This is a genomic window from Streptomyces sp. H39-C1, from assembly GCF_027158125.1.
Classification (GTDB): Bacteria; Actinomycetota; Actinomycetes; order Streptomycetales; family Streptomycetaceae; genus Actinacidiphila; species Actinacidiphila fildesensis.
This window is the reverse complement of record NZ_JAPVLS010000005.1, coordinates 101,715-118,772: the sequence shown is the minus strand read 5'-3', so window position 1 is coordinate 118,772 and position 17,058 is coordinate 101,715. Positions and strand designations below refer to the sequence as shown.

Here is a 17,058-nt window from a genome sequence, read left to right as displayed (position 1 = left end):
ACCCGTTCGAACTCGTGGCGTGACGTCAGGGCGAACCGCTACCGTGCCGCACGTGACGCACAGAGAGATCGTCGAGCAGGGTGTCCGGGTACTGGGTGTGGCGGTCGTCTGTCTGTGCTCCCTCGTCGGGCTGACCGCCGTGTCGCTGATGGGCCTGTCCGCCGGGAACGAATGCGATCCGGGCGACCACGCCCTCTGCAACGGCTGGGGCAGGGACGTTCTGTCCCTCGGGCCGATGGTTGTCGCCCTGGCGGCAGCAGCCGTGGGCAGCTACGGCGCGATGTCCCGCCGCCCGTGGCGACCGGTCCTGTGGGTGATCGCGATGGCAGCGCAGTTCACGGTGTGGGCACTGGTGATGGAGCTTTACGGCTGAGGCTCCATCAGCTCGCTTCGCACCCTGGCCGGTTGGCCATCCCAGGGGAGGAGCGGGTGACGGCGATGGCGGGGGTCACGCCCGTCAGCCGCAGGATGGTGAGCATCCTGGTGTCGGTGCAGAGCAGGGTGAGGTCGCCGCCGCGGTCCACGGCTCGGCGCCAGGCCCGGCAGATGGGGCCGAGCCCGGCACTGTCGATGAAGGTCACCCCGCGCAGGTCGACAAGCACCGACGGAGCGCTGCGGGCGGTTGCCGCGTCCAGGTGCTGGTCGCTCTCGCCGGTGGTTGCGATGTCGATCTCGCCGTGGAACTCGACGACGGTCGTGCCCCGCGCGTCCTGGCCGATGGTGCGGACCGCGGGACGCCGGAGGTGTCCGGGCGCCGCGCCATGGCCCGGATCGGATCCTGTTCGCATGGTGGCTGTGATGGCTGTGATCCTCTGCGGCTTCTCAGGTGCGGGGGATGCGGGCGCGGCCCCTTGTTCGGTGCGCGCCCCCTCCGGACCCGGTACGACCGGGTCCGGACGGGGCGGGACAGTCTCTAGCCCACGCCGATGCTGCTCTGGGAGGCGGGGAAGCAGCTGGGCTCGCCCGGGGACAGCATGACCTCCATGGAGTACATCTTGTCCGGGTGCAGGACACCCTTGAGGGAGGGCTGCACCAGCACCAGGGAGTCCCCGTGCGGGATGGCGCTGGGCCGGATCACCATCACGCGTCCGTTCTTCGGATCCTGCGAGGAGACCGTCTCGAGGTTGGCGTTGTCGGTGCGGACCTTGGCGTGGCAGGACTCCGAGGCCCGCAGGACCACGGCCGGCACACCCAGGCTGCGCAGCGCCGCCTGGAGCCCGGACACCTCAGCGCCCGTCACCTGGATGCTGACGGTCCCGTCCTTGCGCGGAACCACCGTGTAGGCGGCGTTGCTCAGGACCGGCGCACCGCCCGGGACCTGGGCGGTGCTCTGGCCCGTTCCGGCTTGCGGGGTGTCGGTGGTACCGGCCGAGTGCGGGATCAGCATCACTGCGGTGGCGGCTGCGGCCAGTCCCAGCGCGGTGACCGCGATCCGCCGCGTGTGGCGCGGCCGCACCGGCACCGCCGCCACGGGCGGCAGGGCCGCGGCACGGGCGGTGAGCTCCTCGGCGAGCTGCTGCTGGAAGTGCACGGGGGTGGTCATGAGTGGGCCTCCGAGACAGCGTGCAGGGATGAGGTGCTCTTGGTGTCGACGCGCTGCAGGGCCATGCGGGCGCGGTGCAGGCGTACCCGGGCGGCGGCCGAGCTGATGCCCAGGGCCTGTGCGGCCTCGCGGGTGGTCAGTCCGTCCAGTGCCACCAGGTCCAGCACCGCGCGCAGCGGCTCGGACAGGGCGGCGTGCCGCGCGGCCAGCTGCCGGGCGTCGCGGGCGGCGTCGATACGGCCCTCGATCGCGCTGACGTCCTCGTCGTCCAGCAGCCGCCGGCCGGCGAGCTGGGCGGTGGCCTGCCGCTCGCGGGCACTGCCCCGGAAGTGGGCGGCCAGGACGTTGCGGGAGATGCCGTAGAGCCAGGCGACCGGTGCGCCGCGGCGGGCGTCGTAGGTGTGCGCTTGTTCGAGCGCCGTCAGGAAGATGTCGGCGGTCAGGTCCGCGGCCAGGTGCGGGCTGTCGGTGCGCCGGGTGACAAAACCGAGCACAGTGTCGAACTGCTGCTGGTAGAACACGGCGAACCCGACCGGATCACGCACGGGTGGCGCTGCTGAATGCTCCGCTTTCACGGACGACTCCTTGAACGGACGAGCAATGCCTTACATCTCTACTTGGCTCGGCCGCCCGAAAGCGTTACATGCCCCCTCCAGCACCGGCTGTTCCACACCCGGCAGCGTCAGGCGGGCAGGATCGTCGCCCCCGGGGCCGGGGACGTCGTGACCCGGGTCGTACGGCAGGTGCCGGAGGCCAGGACGGCCTCGGCGATCTTCTCGGCTTCTTCGGGGGTGGCGGCCAGGAAGGCGCACGTCGGGCCCGAGCCGGAGACCAGGGCGGCCAGGGCGCCGGCCCCGGTGCCCGCGCGGAGGGTGTCGGCGAGGGCGGGGCGCAGGGAGAGGGCGGCGGGCTGGAGGTCGTTGCCCAGGGCGGCGGCCAGTGCGGCGGGGTCGCCGGAGGCGAGGGCTTCGAGCAGGGCCGGGGCCGGTTCGGGGTCCGCGATGTCGGCCGTGGTGGCGCCGGTGCCGGACGCTTCGCGCAGCCGGTCGCACTCGCGGTAGACGGCCGGAGTCGACAGACCGCCGTCCGCGACGGCGAAGACCCAGTGGAACGGTCCCCGCACGTCGAGCGGGGTGAGGATCTCGCCCCGGCCGCGTCCGAGCGCGGCGCCGCCGATCAGGTTGAACGGCACGTCGCTGCCCAGCTCGGCGCAGATGTCCAGGAGTTCGGCCTGCGGGGTGTGCAGTCCCCACAGGGCGTCGCAGGCGAGCAGTGCGCCCGCCCCGTCCGCGCTGCCGCCCGCCATGCCGCCCGCGACGGGGATGTCCTTGGCGATGTGGATGTGGACGGCGGGCTCGATGCCGTGCCGCGCGGCGAGCGCGACGGCGGCCCGGGCGGCCAGGTTCGTGCCGTCCAGGGGGATCTCCGCGGCGTCCGGGCCGGACGCCGTGATCCGCAGGCTGTCGGCGGGGGTGACGGTGACCTCGTCGTACAGGCCCACGGCGAGGAACACGTTCGCCAGGTCGTGGAAACCGTCGGGCCGCAGACCGCCGACGGCCAGCTGCGCGTTGACCTTGGCGGGGATCCGGACGGTGACGGAGGCGGACGCGGCGGCGGGCACGCTCACTGCTCGTCCTCCACCACGACGTCCGCGGCCGGCTTGTCCTCCGCCACGACGGCCGCGACCGGCTTGTGCTCGGCGATGGCCGCGAACTCCTCGACCGTCAGTGCCTCACCGCGCGCCTGCGGCGAGATGCCCGCCGCGACGAGCGCGGCCTCGGCGGCGGGAGCCGAGCCGGCCCAGCCGGCGAGCGCGGCCCGCAGGGTCTTGCGGCGCTGGGCGAAGGCCGCGTCGACGACGGCGAAGACCTCGCGCCGGGTGGCCGTGGTCGGCGGCGGCTCGTGGCGCACCAGCGCGACCAGACCGGAGTCGACGTTCGGCGCGGGCCAGAAGACGTTGCGGCCGATGGATCCGGCGCGCTTCACGTCCGCGTACCAGTTCGCCTTCACCGAGGGCACGCCGTAGACCTTGTTGCCGGGCTTGGCGGCCAGCCGGTCCGCGACCTCGGCCTGGACCATGACGAGGGTGCGTTCGATCGTCGGGAACGTCGCGAGCATGTGCAGCAGCACCGGCACCGCCACGTTGTACGGCAGATTCGCGACCAGCGCGGTCGGCGGCGGCCCCGGCAACTCCGTGACCTGCATCGCGTCGTTGTGCACCAGCGCGAACCGGTCGGCCCGGGAAGGCATCCGTGCCACGATGGTGGGGGTGAGCGCGCCCGCGAGCACGTCGTCGATCTCGATCGCCGTGACGCGGTCGGCCGCTTCCAGCAACGCCAGCGTCAGCGATCCGAGGCCGGGTCCGACCTCGAGGACGGTGTCGTCCGGCAGGACGCCGGCCGTCCGCACGATGCGCCGCACCGTGTTCGCGTCGATGACGAAGGTCTGGCCCCGCTGCTTGGTGGGGCGTACGCCCAGCGCGGCGGCCAGTTCGCGGATGTCGGCGGGACCGAGGAGTGCGTCGGGCTCAGTGGTGCTCACGTACTCAGCGTACGGGCCCGGCAGCCGCCCTCGAGCCGTGCCCCGGCCGCGCGGACCAGCGGCCGGGCCACCGCTCAGCCGCCGAGCTTGCGCCCGCAGACCGGCCACGGGCTGGAGCCGCGCTGGATGTAGAGCCGTTTGGCGCGGAAGGTCTGTTCGCCCGCGGGGGCGTCCTGGGGGCGGCCGCTGCCGCCGAGGCTGTGCCAGGTCCGGGTGTCGAACTGGTAGAGGCCGCCGTAGGTGCCGGACGGGTCGACCGCGTGCGGGCGGCCGCCGGCCTCGCAGTGCGCGAGGCCCTGCCAGTTCAGGCCGTCGGCCCCGGCGACCGAGGTCGGCAGCGGTTTGGTGCCGATCCGGACGACCTGGGTGACGGGCTCCCTGACGATCTCGGAGCGGATGATCCTGGGCCGCTGCTTCACCCCGTTGATCGTCCGGAAGGCGTACGTGACGCGGCGGACACCCGCCTTGCCCGGAGTGTCGACGGCCTCGGTGCCGTGGAACAGCTTGGCGTCCTTGTGCTTCTCCGTGCGGAACCGCACCGGCTCCTCGCGCACCTCCTCGGTGCCGGAGATGCGCAGCACCGAGATGGTCTGGCCCTCGCGGGGGAAGCTCTCGGGGTCGACGGAGGTCGTGTCCTGGTTCTGCAGGGTGATCCCGGACTGGGCGACGACCTCGCGGACGGTGGCGGCGTTGGTGCGTACCGTCCGCTCACGGCCGTCGGCGAGCAGCGTGACGGTCCGCTCGGTGCGTACGTCCAGGTCGAGGCCGTGCCGTCCGATGGACGAGCCGCGCGACGCGGACAGATGCGCGCCCTCGGCGCGGACGCCGAGCTCCCGCAGGGCCTCGTCGACGGTGTCCGCCGTGGTCCACAGCAGGCGGCGGTGGCCGTCGAGGGTGAGCGTGACGGGACGGCCGAAACGGACTTCGACCTGGTCGCCGTCGTGCAGCTCGGCCTGCGGGCCGGGCGCGACGAGGTCGTGCTCGCCCACGGTCACGCCTTGCTGCGCCAGCACCTCCCCGACATCGTCGGCGAAGGTGTGGAGGGTGCGCGGTTCGCCGTCGACGGTGAGCTGCACGTCCTTGTCACCGGCGAGGAACGCGACGGTCCCGCCCGCCAGGAACGCGACGACGAGCGCCTGCGGCAGCAGCTTGCGCAGGGAGTCGGGCCGGAAGTCGGGGCGGGAATCGCGCCGGGAACCTCCCGCGGGAGAGGCCGCGGACGCCGGTTCCGGCCGTCTGCCGTTCCTGGCGGCGCGGCGCGCGGCGGTCCTGGCGCCGACCGGCGCTGCCGCGGGCGCCGGTTCCTGCTCCGGGATCAGCGGAAGGCAGCCGGTCGCCGCCGCCTCGTCGGCCCACGACGAGTTCGGTACGGCGTCCCAGTCGGACTGGTGCGGCAGCCGGGTGCCCGCGGCCTCCGGTACGACCCCCGGCACGGGGGTCGCCGCACCGCGTGCTGCTCGGTGGGTGCCCTGCGCATTGCTCACGACGACTCCACAGGTCCGACGGTCCCCGATCCGGACCGGGACCCTAGCCCACGTTTCGTCACTCTCCAAAACCATCCGGGCACGCTGTGTCGTGATCACGCGTTTCGGGACGGGTGTCGGCCGGAGGGCCGACGGGGGGGCGACGGGGAGGCCTGCGGGGCCGACGGGGATGGCGGCGGCCGTCAGTAGCCGAAGGCCCGCGCCGTGTTCGCCCCGATGGCGGACGCCAGCTCGTCCTCGGGGAGCTGCCTGGCCGCGGCCATCGCCCGCAGAGTGACCGGAATGAGGTACGGCGCGTTAGGCCGACCGCGGTACGGCACCGGAGTGAGGAAGGGCGCGTCCGTCTCGATCAGCAGGAGGTCGAGCGGGGCCACGGCGACGGCGTCCCGCAGGTCCTGGGCGGACTTGTAGGTGACGTTGCCGGCGAAGGACATGTAGTAGCCCTTGTCGGCGCAGATCCGGGCCATGGCGGCGTCGCCCGAGTAGCAGTGGAAGACGACGGTGTCGGGCGCGCCCTCCTCGTCGAGGATGCGCAGCACGTCGGCGTGCGCCTCGCGGTCGTGGATGACGAGCGCCTTGCCGACGCCCTTCGCGATGTCGATGTGCCGGCGGAAGGAGTACTGCTGGGCCTCGACGCCTTCGGGGCCGGTGCGGAAGTAGTCGAGGCCGGTCTCGCCGACGCCGCGGACCTGGGGAAGCGCGGCGAGCGCGGCGATCCGGTCGAGGGCGTCCCGCAGGGCCTTGTCGCCGCCGGGGGTGCGGGCGCCCTGGCGGGACCAGCCGTCCGGATCGCCGTGGACGATCCGGGGCGCTTCGTTGGGGTGCAGGGCGACGGTGGCCCACACGTTCGGGTGCTGGGCGGCGGTGTCGGCCGCCCATTGCGAGCCCTTCAGGTCGCAGCCGACCTGGATGAGGGTGGTGACCCCGACGGAGGCGGCCTTGGCCAGCGATTCCTCGACCGTTCCTTCCTGCATGTCGAGGTGGGTGTGCGAGTCGGCGACCGGGACCCGCAGCGGCTCGGGCACCGGCGGGGCCGCGGACTTCTCGTTCTTCGGGGACATGCCCCGATCCTATGGAGACCCGGGGAGCGGGCGGGACGGGAGGCCGGGCGGACAGGGGGTCGGCGCTTACGGCCCGGGGTCAGGCCGGCCGGGGATTCGGACGGGCCCGGCGTCAGACCGCCGTCAGGCCGTGTCGGCTTCTCCGTGCTTGCGGTGCAGCCGGTGCAGGAGGGACCAGTGGTGCGTGCGGTGCACGGCACGCTCGCCCGTGGGGGTGTTCCACAGCGACATCACATCGGAGACCTGACCCGACCGCATGATCCGCACCTTGTGCCCTCCGCAGTTCAGGCAGGTCGGGCGGGTGAGCGGGGACGGCACCTTCTCGCCGGCGGTCGTGTAGGTGACGAAGGGCTGACCCTTCGCGTCGACATGGTGCTCGATGTCGTACGACTGCTCCCAGCCGTGGCCGCAATTGAGGCACGCGAAGGCGTACGCCTCGGAGACGGTGGTGTCGGATCCGACGATCTCGCTCATGGCAGCTCCTGTTGCCCTCCGGACGAGGCGTCCGGAGCGGGTCTTCCCACTACCAGCGAACGCCTTTCCGGCCGATACCGCAGCAGGGGTATACGACTCTTGGGGCAGTTTTGGGCCGTAAGTGGGTAGTGCGCTACTTTGCTTTGCCCTCGTCCGAGTTTAGGCACGTGACGTACGTCACGACACTTAATAATGCTGTGCATTAGCATGTTCCCATGGCGAGAACATCCGGACCCGAGACCCGCCGCAAACTGCTCCGCGCGGCCGGGGAACTCTTCGCCCTCAAGGGCGTCGACGGCGCGCTGACCCGCGACATCACCCGTCTCGCGGGCCAGTCCAACCCCTCCGCCGTGCAGTACCACTTCGGATCGCGGCAGGGCCTGCTCGACGCCGTCATGGCCGGCCGCCAGGACCGGACGGAAGCGGCGCTCGCACCACGGCTCGCCGAGTTGCTCGCGGACGCGGCCCCGGGGCCGGACCCGCGGGAGGCCCCCGGGCCGGACCTGCGTGCGCTGGTCGCCGCGCTCGTCGACGCCGAGGCGACCGAGCTCGCCACCGACGGCGGACGGCACTGCCTGCTGATCTCCGCACAGCTCAGCCACGAGAGCGGGGTACGCACCCGCACCCCGCATCCGACGCTGGCCGGCACCGGCTACTGGCGGCTCATCTGCCTCATCGAGGACCGCCTCGACGGGCTGCCGGAACCCGTACGCCTGGAACGCCTCGACCTCGCGCTCACCCTGATCGGCGCGGCCCTGGGCGACCGGGCCCGCCAGTACCTCGACGGCACGCGGACCCTCACCGACGAGCCGCTGTTCCTCGCCGACCTCGTCGGCATGACCACCGCCATGCTGCGCGCGCCCGCGCCCGAGACCGTCCCCGAGACCGCGCCCGCGCCCGTCCCCGAGACCGCGTCCGCACCCCGGACCGACCCCGAGACCGACGCCACTCCTCCAACGACGACCCCGACTCCACAGGGAGCTTGAAAATGAACGACCTGACCGGCAAGACCGTCATCATCACCGGCGCGGCCCGCGGCCTGGGGGCCGAGACCGCCCGTCAGGCGGTCGCGGCAGGCGCCAACGTCGTCCTGACCGACGTCCTGGAGGAGGACGGCAGGGCCACCGCCGCCGCGCTCGGCGACCGGGCCCGCTTCCTGCACCACGACGTCACGTCGGAGGAGGGCTGGGCGGCGGTCGCGGACTTCGCGGTCACCGAGTTCGGCGGCGTCGACGGCCTCGTCAACAACGCCGGGATAGCCGAGGGGAAGTTCATCGAGGACGCCTCCGTCGAATACTTCCGCAACGTCCTCGACATCAACCTCACCGGCGTCTTCATCGGTATGAAGACCGTGATCCCCGCCATGAAGGAGCGCGGCGCGGGCTCGATCGTCAACATCTCGTCCGCCGCCGGGCTCATGGGCATCGCCCTCACCGCGGGTTACGGCGCGTCCAAGTGGGGCGTGCGCGGCCTCACCAAGATCGGCGCGGTGGAGCTGGGCACCTCCCGCATCCGCGTCAACTCCGTCCACCCCGGTATGACGTACACGGCCATGACGGCGTCCGTCGGCATCCAGCGGGGCGAGGGCAACTTCCCGAACACCCCGATGGGCCGGGTCGGCGAGGCAGACGAGATCGCGGGCGCCGTGATCTTCCTGCTCTCGGACTCCGCCTCGTACGTGACGGGCGCCGAGCTCGCCGTGGACGGCGGCTGGACGGCCGGTCCGACGGTCAAGTACGTCATGGGTCAGTAGGACGGGGAGGCGCGCGGGGGTCCGGTTCTCAGGCCCCCGCAGGCGCTCCAGGCCCCTTCTCCGCCGCCTTGGCCGCGTTCTTCGCCGCCACCACCGCGTCGAAGACATCGCGCTTCGGCAGGCCGAGCTCCGCCGCCACGGCCACGATCGCCTCCTTGCGGCGCTCCCCGGCCTCCTCGCGCACCATCACCCGCCGCACCAGTTCGGCCGGGCCGAGGTCCGACGGCCCCCGCTCCGGGGCGCCCTCCACGACGACGGTGATCTCGCCGCGCACGCCCTCCGCCGCCCAGGCGGCCAGTTCCTTCAGCGGGCCGCGCTTGATCTCCTCGTACGTCTTCGTCAGCTCACGGCACACCGCCGCGCGCCGGTCGGGACCGAACGCCTCCGCCATCGCCGCCAGTGTGTCGTCGATCCGGTGCGGCGCCTCGAAATACACCAGGGTGCGACGGTCGTCGGCCACCTCGCGCAACCGCGCCAGCCGCTCCCCCGCCTTGCGCGGCAGGAAGCCCTCGAAGCAGAACCGGTCGACGGGCAGCCCGGAGAGCGCCAGCGCCGTCAGCACCGCCGACGGGCCCGGCACCGCCGTGACCCTGATGCCCTTCTCCACGGCCGCCGCCACCAGCCGGTAGCCGGGGTCGGAGACCGACGGCATGCCCGCGTCGGTGACGAGCAGGACGCGGGCGCCGTTCTCCAGCGCCTCGACCAGCTCGGGGGTGCGGGCGCTCTCGTTGCCCTCGAAGTACGAGACGACCCGGCCGGTCGTGTGCACGCCGAGGCCCTGCGTCAGCCGGCGCAGCCGCCGGGTGTCCTCCGCGGCGATCACTTCCGCCGCGAGCAGTTCGGCGGCGAGGCGCGGTGGCGCGTCCTGGATGTCGCCGATGGGGGTCCCCGCCAGAACCAGTACGCCTACGCCTGCCGCTGAGCTAGTCACGGGTCCAGCTTCCCACCCGCCCGCCCTTTGCCCTCAATCGGCGGGCGGCCTGGGGGTGGGGGTGGAGTGGCCTCGAACGCCGGCCGGGCTGAAAAAACGGGGTGGGACGCAGGCAGCCCTGACCGTGGCCGCCAAACGCCGGCCGGGCCGAACGGTCGCCTCGAACTCCCCCAGCCACCCTTGGGAGGTGCCCCCAGGGGCTGAACCGCTGACAGGAAACGCACAGGAAAGGGGAAAAGGGCGGCTTCCTGTCATCGGAGGGTGGGTTCGAGGGTGGAATCCGCATGCCCGGGACCCGAACCGGCATGCGACATCCCTACGATGGCCCGGTGACCAGTGACACCGCGACTCAGGCCGAGCGGGACGAGGGCCTCCTCCACCCGGAGCCGCAGCCCAGCGCATGGCAGCGACGGCTGCGCCGCTTCGGCTATACGGACCGGCCGCACGTGGACGTCCGCGACCGCCTCGTGGTGCCGTTCCCGGAGCCCGGGACCCGGCTCTGGGGTTCGCTGGGCCTGGGCCAGGCGGCGGCGTCGAGGGTGGCGCGGCTGACCGGATGGGGCGGTCCGCTGCTCGTGGCGCTGATGGCGGGCCTCATCCGCTTCTGGCACCTGGGCACCCCGCACGCGGTGATATTCGACGAGACGTACTACGCGAAGGACGCGTGGTCGCTGCTCAAGTTCGGCTACGAGGGCACCTGGACCGACGGCAAGATCTCCAATGCGCAGATCCTGGCCGATCCCCAGATCATCCCGCTGTCGCGCGATCCGGGCTATGTGGTGCACCCGCCGGTCGGCAAGTGGGTCATCGCGGTCGGTGAGCAGCTGTTCGGCCTGAACCCGTTCGGCTGGCGGTTCATGGTCGCGCTGCTCGGCACCCTGTCGGTGCTGATGGTGTGCCGGATCGGCCGCCGGCTGTTCCGTTCCACCGCGCTGGGCTGCCTGGCCGGCCTCCTGCTGTCGGTGGACGGTCTGCACTACGTGATGAGCCGTACGGCCCTGCTCGACCTGGTCATCATGTTCTTCGCGCTGGCCGCGTTCGGCTGTCTGGTCGTGGACCGCGACTGGTCGCGGGCCCGGCTGGCGGCGGCGCTGCCGGTCGGCGAGGACGGTGTGGCGCGCCCGGACCGCCGGGTCGGGGACCGCGGCAGCATGGGCTGGCGGCCGTGGCGGTTCGCGGCCGGGCTGTTCCTGGGCCTGGCGTGCGCGAGCAAGTGGAACGGTCTGTACTTCCTGGCGGCGTTCGGGCTGATGACCATCCTGTGGGACGCCGGCTCGCGCCGGGTCGCCGGCGCCAGGCGCCCGTACGTGGCGGTGCTGCGCAAGGACACCGGCTGGGCGTTCCTGTCCGTCGTGGTCGTCGCCATCGGCACGTACCTGGTCTCCTGGACCGGCTGGTTCGTGAGCAAGGGCGGCTACGGCCGGGACTGGGCGGCACACCGCAAGGGCCTGTCCCCCGACCACATCAAGCTGCCGCTGATCGGCCGGATCGACCTGCACCAGTTCGACATGACGTGGATGCCGGACGCGCTGCGCAGCCTGTGGCACTACGAGTTCCAGGTCTACCAGTTCAACATCGGCCTCTCCACGCCGCACATGTACCAGTCGAACCCGTGGAGCTGGATGGTCCTGGGCCGGCCCGTCTCCTACTTCTACGAGTCGCCGAAGAACGGCGAGGCCGGCTGCACCGCGGCCAAGGGCTGCGCCCGCGAGATCCTCGCCATCGGCACCCCCCTGCTGTGGTGGTCGGCCTGCTTCGCGCTGCTGTACCTGCTCTACCGCTGGGGCTTCCGCCGCGACTGGCGGGCGGGCGCGATCCTGTGCGCCGCGTTCGCCGGCTGGCTGCCCTGGATGATGTACCAGGACCGCACGATCTTCCTCTTCTACGCGGTCGCCTTCGTCCCCTACCTCTGCCTCGCCGTCGCGATGATGATCGGCGCGATCCTCGGCCCCCCGGGCTCCGACGAACGCCGCCGGATGTGGGGCGCGGTCGGCGCGGGCACACTCGTCCTGCTGATTGTCTGGAACTTCATCTACTTCTTCCCGATCTACACGGGGATGCCGATCTCGATGGACGCCTGGCGTGCCCGGATGTGGTTCGACTCCTGGATCTGACGCCGGAGGCCCCCTCGGGGCGGGTTGATCGGAGTGGCTGGTCCTGGGCGCTCGGTCCGCACCTGATATCGACGCCTGCCCGGAATGAGACCCCCTGCGTCACTGCGGTCACGTAAAGTGCGGTGAAGAGCGCTTTCTTTGAACGCGTTCAGTTCACGAGGGGGGACGGGAAATGCAGCGGGGTGCCAAGCTCGGCATAGTCGGTGGAGTGGTCGCCGGGATGCTCGGGGTCGCCGGGTACGGGGTCTACAACGTGCTGGACGCGCTCAACAGCGACAGCACGTCGTCGACGGGCAACGCCGGTTCGGCGAAGAGCACGCAGCCGCCGGACGCCAAGGAGATCACCGGGACCGCGGCCGACTTCCTGGCTGCCTGGGCCTCCGGGGACACCGCGAAGGCCGCGGGCCTCACGGACTCCGTGCAGACCGCCACCACCGCGCTGAGCGGGTACAAGGACAAGGCGCACGTCTCGGCCGTCAAGCTCACCCCGGGTACTCCCGTCGGCGCCAAGGTGCCGTTCAACGTGGCCGCCACCCTGTCGTTCCAGGGCAAGACCTCGCCGTGGGCGTACGACTCCGCCCTCACCGTCATCCGTGGCACGAGCGGCAAGCCCGTCGTGCAGTGGAAGGCCGCCGTCGTGCACCCGAAGCTCGCGGAGGGCGCGAGCCTGGAGACCGGTACCGCCAAGCAGCCGACGCTGGACTTCACCGACCGGCACGACAAGGTCCTCGATCCGGCCAAGTACCCGTCCCTGGGACGGTTCTTCACCCAGCTGCGGACCACCTACGCGTCCAAGGCGACCGGCGGCACCCCTGGTGTCGAGACCTGGATCGACGGCGCGGACGGCGCCGTGACCGAGACGCTGCACGTCATCACCAAGGGCACCGGCAGCAAGTTCCCGACCACGCTGGACGCGGACATCCAGGCGGCCGCCGAGAAGGCCGTCCTGAAGCGGTCGGGGTCGGCCGTGACCGCGCTGGACGTGAACACCGGCGGGATCCTCGCCGTCGCCAACAACCCGGCGACCGGCACCAACCTGGCCTTCGGCCCGAATGCCGCACCCGGATCGACCTTCAAGGTCGTGACGGCGACGGCGCTGCTGAAGGCCGGGCTCACACCCAGCTCCAAGGTGCCGTGCAAGGCGCACGACAACATCGACAATGGCAAGATGTACAAGAACGTGGAGAAGGAGGGCAATGAGCAGGCCGACTTCGCCTGGGACTTCGCCAACTCCTGCAACACCGCCTTCATCTCGCAGGCCCACCGGGTCCCCGGCACCACCCTCCAGAGCACCGCGCACGACGTCTTCGGTCTCAACCAGAACTGGGAGATCGGCGTCAAGTCCGTCAACAGCAGCGTCCCCGGCGGCACGGGCGACGAGCTGACGTCGGAGATGATCGGCCAGGGCAAGATCACCGCGAGCCCGCTGGACATGGCGTCCGTCGCGGCCACCGCCAAGAACGGCAGCTTCCACCAGCCGCGGATCGTGGCCGCCGACCTCATCGCCGGCCGGCCCTCGATCAGCACCACTCCGCTCTCCCCGGGCGTCAAGCGCTCGCTGCAGCGGATGATGCAGCAGACCGCGCAGAGCGGCACCGCCGCCACCGCGATGAGCGGCGTCGGCGGCAACGTGGGCGCGAAGACCGGTTCCGCCGAGGACGGGGAGGGGCAGCCCAACGGCTGGTTCCTCGCCTATCGCGACGATGTCGCCGCGAGCGCCATCGTGCAGAACGGCGGCCACGGCGGCGACTCCGCCGGACCCATCGTCGCGGCCGTCCTCAAGGCCTCGTAAGCCACGTGCGACCGGCGGCCCCCACTAGGGCGGGTTGCGAAAGTCCCGCCTGGCCCACGACGCCTGACACGCGCCCTAGCGCAGCGCCGCCAGGCACTCCCGTACCGCCCGCAGCAGGGCCTGGGCGCGGGGGTCGGACGTGACGTTCTTCTGCATGCCGTTGGTGATGTAGCCGAACCCGATACCGGCGTCCGGGTCCGCGAAGGCCAGCGGGCCGCCGCGGCCGGGGTGGCCGAACGAGGCGGGGCCGAGGAACGGGGAGGACGGGCCGTGCAGCATGTAGCCGAGGCCGAACCGGGTGTTGACGACGAGCACCTGGTCCGGTCCGTCGGACTCGACGGTGCGGGCGCCGGTGACGGTGGCCGGGGCGAAGAGCATCCTGCTCTCGGCGTCGCTCTCCCGGTACCCGTCCACGTTGCCTATCAGGGCCGCGTAGAAGCGGGCCAGTGAGCGGGCGGTGGCGATGCCGTTGGAGGCCGCCAGTTCGCCGGCCCGGTAGGCCGGGTCGTTCTCGTCCGGGAGCGGGGTGATCGCGGCGAAGGCCCGGCGGGTGAGCGAGTCCGGGTTCGCGTAGGCGTCGTGGACCGACTGCTTGGGGCGGGCGCGCAGCCCGCTCGCGGCGGGCGCGGGCGGCGGCGGGACGTCGGCGATCCGCCCGACGCGGTGGGTCTCGCCGGGCGGCAGGCCCACCCACAGGTCCAGGCCGAGCGGCCGGGTGATCTCCTCGGCGATGTACCGGCCGAGGCTGCGCCCGGACGCCCGCTGGACGATCTCGCCGAGCAGCCAGCTGTAGGTCTGGGCGTGGTAGCCGTGGGTGGTGCCCGGCGCGAAGAGCGGGGCCTGCGCGGCGACGGCGCGGGGGCCGGACACCCCGTCGAGGGCCTGTTCCGGGGTGAGGGGCACATCGAGTGCGGGAACGCCTGCCCGGTGCGCGAGGACGTCCCGTACGGTCACCCGGTCCTTGCCCGCGGCCTTGAAGGCCGGCCAGTACGTACCGACGGGCGCGTCCAGGTCGAGTTGGCCGCGCTGGTGGAGGAGGAGCAGGCAGGCCGCCGCCGGGCCCTTGGTGGCGGACCGGACGATCTGCGCGGTGTCCTCCTGCCAGGGCTCGTCACCGTCGGGGCCTGCCGTGCCCGCCCACAGGTCGACGACCTTGCGGCCGTCGCGGTACAGGGCGAAGGCCGCGCCGCGGTCACCGCGCAGCTCGAAGTTGCGTGCGAACGCCTCGCGGACCGGCTCGAAGCCGTCCGTCACCGTCCCATGGACGTCCACCACCGTTGTCGCTCCCGCTCCGCGCCCGACATGAATCCGCACCCCCATGGTGCACGGCGCACCCCCACATCCCAACCCCGGCCTTCCCCGATACCTTCCGGGACCTTCCAGGACCTTCCGGGAACTTGTTGGGAGCGGGCATGAGCCGCGCCCCGCTCGCGGAATCCGAGCGGGGCGCGGCCGGGACCGAACGCAGGACCCGATGGCGGGGACCGGGAGCAGGCCCGGTCCTGGAGCGGTTACAGCGCCGGGTAGGCGTTCTTCATGAGCTCCTGGAACTGGGCGGAGAACCACTTGCCCGCCAGCGGCGAGTCCGGCAGCGCACCGCTCATGCTGTTGCCGTTGCGACCGTTGCCGGTGTAGGTCGGGTCACACATCCGGTCGAATCCCTTGCCCTCGTCGTTCGGGATCGCCGAGCTGGCACCGTCGGACTCACCCGGCGGCTTCACCCACACATAGGCGTCGATCCCGGCTGCGGGAGCCGCGGTCGGCCGTGCGCCGATACCGGCACCGGACTGGTTGCACCAGTTGCCGAGGTGGATACGGCGGTCGAGTCGGCCGCCGTTGACGTATGTGTCCACGGAGGTCGTCGCACCCGGTCCGGTGGGCCGGGCCGCGCCGCCCCAGCCGTTGCGGGAGGTGTCGATCAGCATGCCGAGACCGGAGTTGAAGCCGGTCGTCACCAGGAGGCTGCGCAGCGCCTGGGCGTAGCTCTGCTCGTCGACGTACTGGTTCCAGTCCACCCACTTCGACTGGCGCACGGAGGTGCCGTTCACGCTGTCGGTGATCTTGAAGAACGGCTCGGTCGTCGCGCCGTAGTTGGCGGTGTTGACGATGAAGCCCGCCACGTCGTTGACGGTGGCGCCGCCCGTTGTCGCGGCCTTCAGGAACTCCTGGGCGGCCGGGCCCAGGTTGGTGTCCCAGCCCAGCCAGCCGTGGTGCCCGGCGTCGATGTAGTTGTAGACGTTCGAGTACGCGCCGAGCCTGTGCAGCGCGTAGCCGACGCCGGCCTCGTAGTTGCCGTTGGCCTTCATCGTCGCGCACGCCTCGGTCGAGCCGGCGGTGCCACCCGCGTTGGTGACCAGGTTGGGCAGCGAGTCCGGCTCGACGATCGTGACGATGCGCAGCGCGGCGTAGGCCGGGTCGGCGATGATCGCGGCGATCGGGTCGATGTACTCGGCCTTGTAGCGGGCGAGCTCGGTCGCGCCGAGTTCACCGTTGGAGGCGAGCGCCGCGCAGTCACGGCCCGGCAGGTCGTAGATGACCAGCTCGATGGTGAGCGGCTGTCCCGCGGCCTGGGTGACCGCCTTGTTCAGGTGGGCGCGCAGGCCCATGCCGCCGTTCACGCCGTTGATCGCGGCGATCCGGTCGAGCCATACGGCGGTCGACGTGTTGGCGATACGGCTGCCGCCGGCCTCGGCCGCGGCCTTCGCGGACCACTCGGGGTTGACGTAGCCCTTGGCGCCGGCGTACGGGTTGTCGACCCGGGTGCCGGGCGGCGGGGTCGTCGGAGGCGTGGTCGGAGGCGTGGTGGGCGGAGTGGTCGGTGGCGTCGTGGGGGGCGTGGTCGGCGTGCCGCCGTTGCAGGCGACGCCGTTGAGCGTGAAGGCGGTGGGGCTCGCGTTCGTGCCGCTGTAGGAGCCGTTGAAGCCGAAGTTCGTGGAGCCGCCGGTCGCCAGGGTCCCGTTGTAGGAGAGGTTCTTGGCGGTGACGGCGGCGGCGCTCTGCGCGATGTCCGCGTTCCAGCCCTGGGTGACCTTCTGGTTGCCGGCGAACGACCAGCCCAGCGTCCAAGAAGTGACCGCGGGACCGGTGTTGGTGAGGGTCACCTGGGTGGTGAAGCCGGTGTCCCACTGGTTCTGCACCGTATACGCGACCGTGCATCCGGCCGCCGCGTCCGTGGCGGCCGAGGCGTTGGTGGCGGTGAACGCGGCCGCGGTCCCGCCCGCGGTGGCGATGAGGAGACCTGCGGCCAGCACGGCCGTACGGCGGTGTCGTGGCGGTGGTAGCTGGCGTGGCTGTTGCGCTGCGGCTCTCATGTGCGGACTACCTCCGGAGTGGGGGTGAGCTTTCAAGTCGTCGAGGGAGGTGGT

At 71.9% G+C, this 17,058-nt stretch carries 16 protein-coding genes; 5 read left to right on the top strand and 11 right to left on the bottom strand.

What is annotated here, in order from left to right; translation table 11 throughout:
* Positions 1–52: 52 nt before the first annotated feature.
* Positions 53–373 carry a hypothetical protein gene (locus O3W51_RS05420; RefSeq protein WP_164294414.1) on the top strand — a complete coding sequence of 107 codons (321 nt, stop codon included), beginning with the start codon at positions 53–55 and terminating at the stop codon, positions 371–373.
* Positions 374–380: 7 nt separating this feature from the next.
* Here the strand turns inward: O3W51_RS05420 and O3W51_RS05415 are convergent, their stop codons facing one another.
* The 8 genes from O3W51_RS05415 to O3W51_RS05380 all read right to left on the bottom strand — a co-directional run bounded on the left by O3W51_RS05415 (position 381) and on the right by O3W51_RS05380 (position 7,103).
* Positions 381–788, bottom strand: coding sequence for an STAS domain-containing protein (locus O3W51_RS05415; RefSeq protein ID WP_138354702.1), 408 nt, complete (start codon positions 786–788; stop codon positions 381–383).
* Positions 789–913: 125 nt separating this feature from the next.
* Positions 914–1,543, bottom strand: coding sequence for a hypothetical protein (locus tag O3W51_RS05410; protein ID WP_138354703.1), 630 nt, complete (start codon positions 1,541–1,543; stop codon positions 914–916).
* Positions 1,540–2,118: an RNA polymerase sigma factor gene (locus O3W51_RS05405; protein ID WP_269284180.1), complete on the bottom strand. Its 579-nt coding sequence runs from the start codon at positions 2,116–2,118 to the stop codon at positions 1,540–1,542. The genes O3W51_RS05410 and O3W51_RS05405 overlap by 4 nt, the downstream gene beginning before the upstream one ends.
* Before the next feature lie 107 nt (positions 2,119–2,225).
* Positions 2,226–3,170: a 4-(cytidine 5'-diphospho)-2-C-methyl-D-erythritol kinase gene (locus tag O3W51_RS05400; protein WP_138354704.1), complete on the bottom strand. Its 945-nt coding sequence runs from the start codon at positions 3,168–3,170 to the stop codon at positions 2,226–2,228.
* Positions 3,167–4,084, bottom strand: coding sequence for a 16S rRNA (adenine(1518)-N(6)/adenine(1519)-N(6))-dimethyltransferase RsmA (gene rsmA / locus O3W51_RS05395; protein WP_269284179.1), 918 nt, complete (start codon positions 4,082–4,084; stop codon positions 3,167–3,169). The genes O3W51_RS05400 and rsmA overlap by 4 nt, the downstream gene beginning before the upstream one ends.
* 74 nt (positions 4,085–4,158) lie before the next feature.
* Positions 4,159–5,568, bottom strand: coding sequence for a resuscitation-promoting factor (locus tag O3W51_RS05390; RefSeq protein ID WP_244809206.1), 1,410 nt, complete (start codon positions 5,566–5,568; stop codon positions 4,159–4,161).
* A 182-nt stretch (positions 5,569–5,750) separates the two neighbouring features.
* Positions 5,751–6,629: a TatD family hydrolase gene (locus O3W51_RS05385; protein ID WP_269284178.1), complete on the bottom strand. Its 879-nt coding sequence runs from the start codon at positions 6,627–6,629 to the stop codon at positions 5,751–5,753.
* Positions 6,630–6,752: 123 nt separating this feature from the next.
* Positions 6,753–7,103: a hypothetical protein gene (locus O3W51_RS05380; protein WP_138354708.1), complete on the bottom strand. Its 351-nt coding sequence runs from the start codon at positions 7,101–7,103 to the stop codon at positions 6,753–6,755.
* A 215-nt stretch (positions 7,104–7,318) separates the two neighbouring features.
* Here O3W51_RS05380 and O3W51_RS05375 point away from each other — a divergent pair, with 215 nt between their 5' ends.
* Entirely contained in the window at positions 7,319–8,089 is a 771-nt protein-coding gene (locus O3W51_RS05375; protein ID WP_138354709.1) for a TetR/AcrR family transcriptional regulator, read from the top strand.
* 2 nt (positions 8,090–8,091) lie between these two features.
* Positions 8,092–8,856 (top strand): glucose 1-dehydrogenase, encoded by a 765-nt coding sequence (locus tag O3W51_RS05370; RefSeq protein ID WP_138354710.1) that lies wholly within the window; start codon positions 8,092–8,094, stop codon positions 8,854–8,856.
* A gap of 28 nt (positions 8,857–8,884) precedes the next feature.
* Here the strand turns inward: O3W51_RS05370 and rsmI are convergent, their stop codons facing one another.
* Positions 8,885–9,787, bottom strand: coding sequence for a 16S rRNA (cytidine(1402)-2'-O)-methyltransferase (gene rsmI, locus O3W51_RS05365; protein ID WP_138354711.1), 903 nt, complete (start codon positions 9,785–9,787; stop codon positions 8,885–8,887).
* A gap of 305 nt (positions 9,788–10,092) precedes the next feature.
* On the opposite strand from rsmI, the gene O3W51_RS05360 reads away from it, so the two are divergent.
* Complete coding sequence (locus tag O3W51_RS05360; protein WP_443048243.1) at positions 10,093–11,901, top strand: dolichyl-phosphate-mannose--protein mannosyltransferase; 1,809 nt, start codon at positions 10,093–10,095, stop codon at positions 11,899–11,901.
* A gap of 172 nt (positions 11,902–12,073) precedes the next feature.
* Positions 12,074–13,693 (top strand): penicillin-binding transpeptidase domain-containing protein, encoded by a 1,620-nt coding sequence (locus O3W51_RS05355; protein ID WP_198358454.1) that lies wholly within the window; start codon positions 12,074–12,076, stop codon positions 13,691–13,693.
* A 75-nt stretch (positions 13,694–13,768) separates the two neighbouring features.
* On the opposite strand, the gene O3W51_RS05350 is transcribed toward O3W51_RS05355, so the two are convergent.
* Together O3W51_RS05350 and O3W51_RS05345 are read right to left on the bottom strand one after the other, a co-directional pair.
* Positions 13,769–14,968 carry a serine hydrolase domain-containing protein gene (locus O3W51_RS05350; protein WP_269284176.1) on the bottom strand — a complete coding sequence of 400 codons (1,200 nt, stop codon included), beginning with the start codon at positions 14,966–14,968 and terminating at the stop codon, positions 13,769–13,771.
* A gap of 236 nt (positions 14,969–15,204) precedes the next feature.
* Positions 15,205–17,004, bottom strand: a complete 1,800-nt coding sequence (locus O3W51_RS05345; RefSeq protein WP_138354714.1) for a glycoside hydrolase family 6 protein — start codon at positions 17,002–17,004, stop codon at positions 15,205–15,207.
* Positions 17,005–17,058: the final 54 nt, after the last annotated feature.

Coding starts and splice junctions, on each gene's coding strand:
- O3W51_RS05355 (WP_198358454.1), top strand. CDS start 12,074: ATGCAGCGGGGTGCCAAGCTCGGCATAGTCGGTGGAGTGGTCGCCGGG.
- O3W51_RS05415 (WP_138354702.1), bottom strand. CDS start 788: ATGCGAACAGGATCCGATCCGGGCCATGGCGCGGCGCCCGGACACCTC.
- O3W51_RS05375 (WP_138354709.1), top strand. CDS start 7,319: ATGGCGAGAACATCCGGACCCGAGACCCGCCGCAAACTGCTCCGCGCG.
- O3W51_RS05370 (WP_138354710.1), top strand. CDS start 8,092: ATGAACGACCTGACCGGCAAGACCGTCATCATCACCGGCGCGGCCCGC.
- O3W51_RS05380 (WP_138354708.1), bottom strand. CDS start 7,103: ATGAGCGAGATCGTCGGATCCGACACCACCGTCTCCGAGGCGTACGCC.
- O3W51_RS05345 (WP_138354714.1), bottom strand. CDS start 17,004: ATGAGAGCCGCAGCGCAACAGCCACGCCAGCTACCACCGCCACGACAC.
- O3W51_RS05410 (WP_138354703.1), bottom strand. CDS start 1,543: ATGACCACCCCCGTGCACTTCCAGCAGCAGCTCGCCGAGGAGCTCACC.
- O3W51_RS05385 (WP_269284178.1), bottom strand. CDS start 6,629: ATGTCCCCGAAGAACGAGAAGTCCGCGGCCCCGCCGGTGCCCGAGCCG.
- O3W51_RS05360 (WP_443048243.1), top strand. CDS start 10,093: ATGCGACATCCCTACGATGGCCCGGTGACCAGTGACACCGCGACTCAG.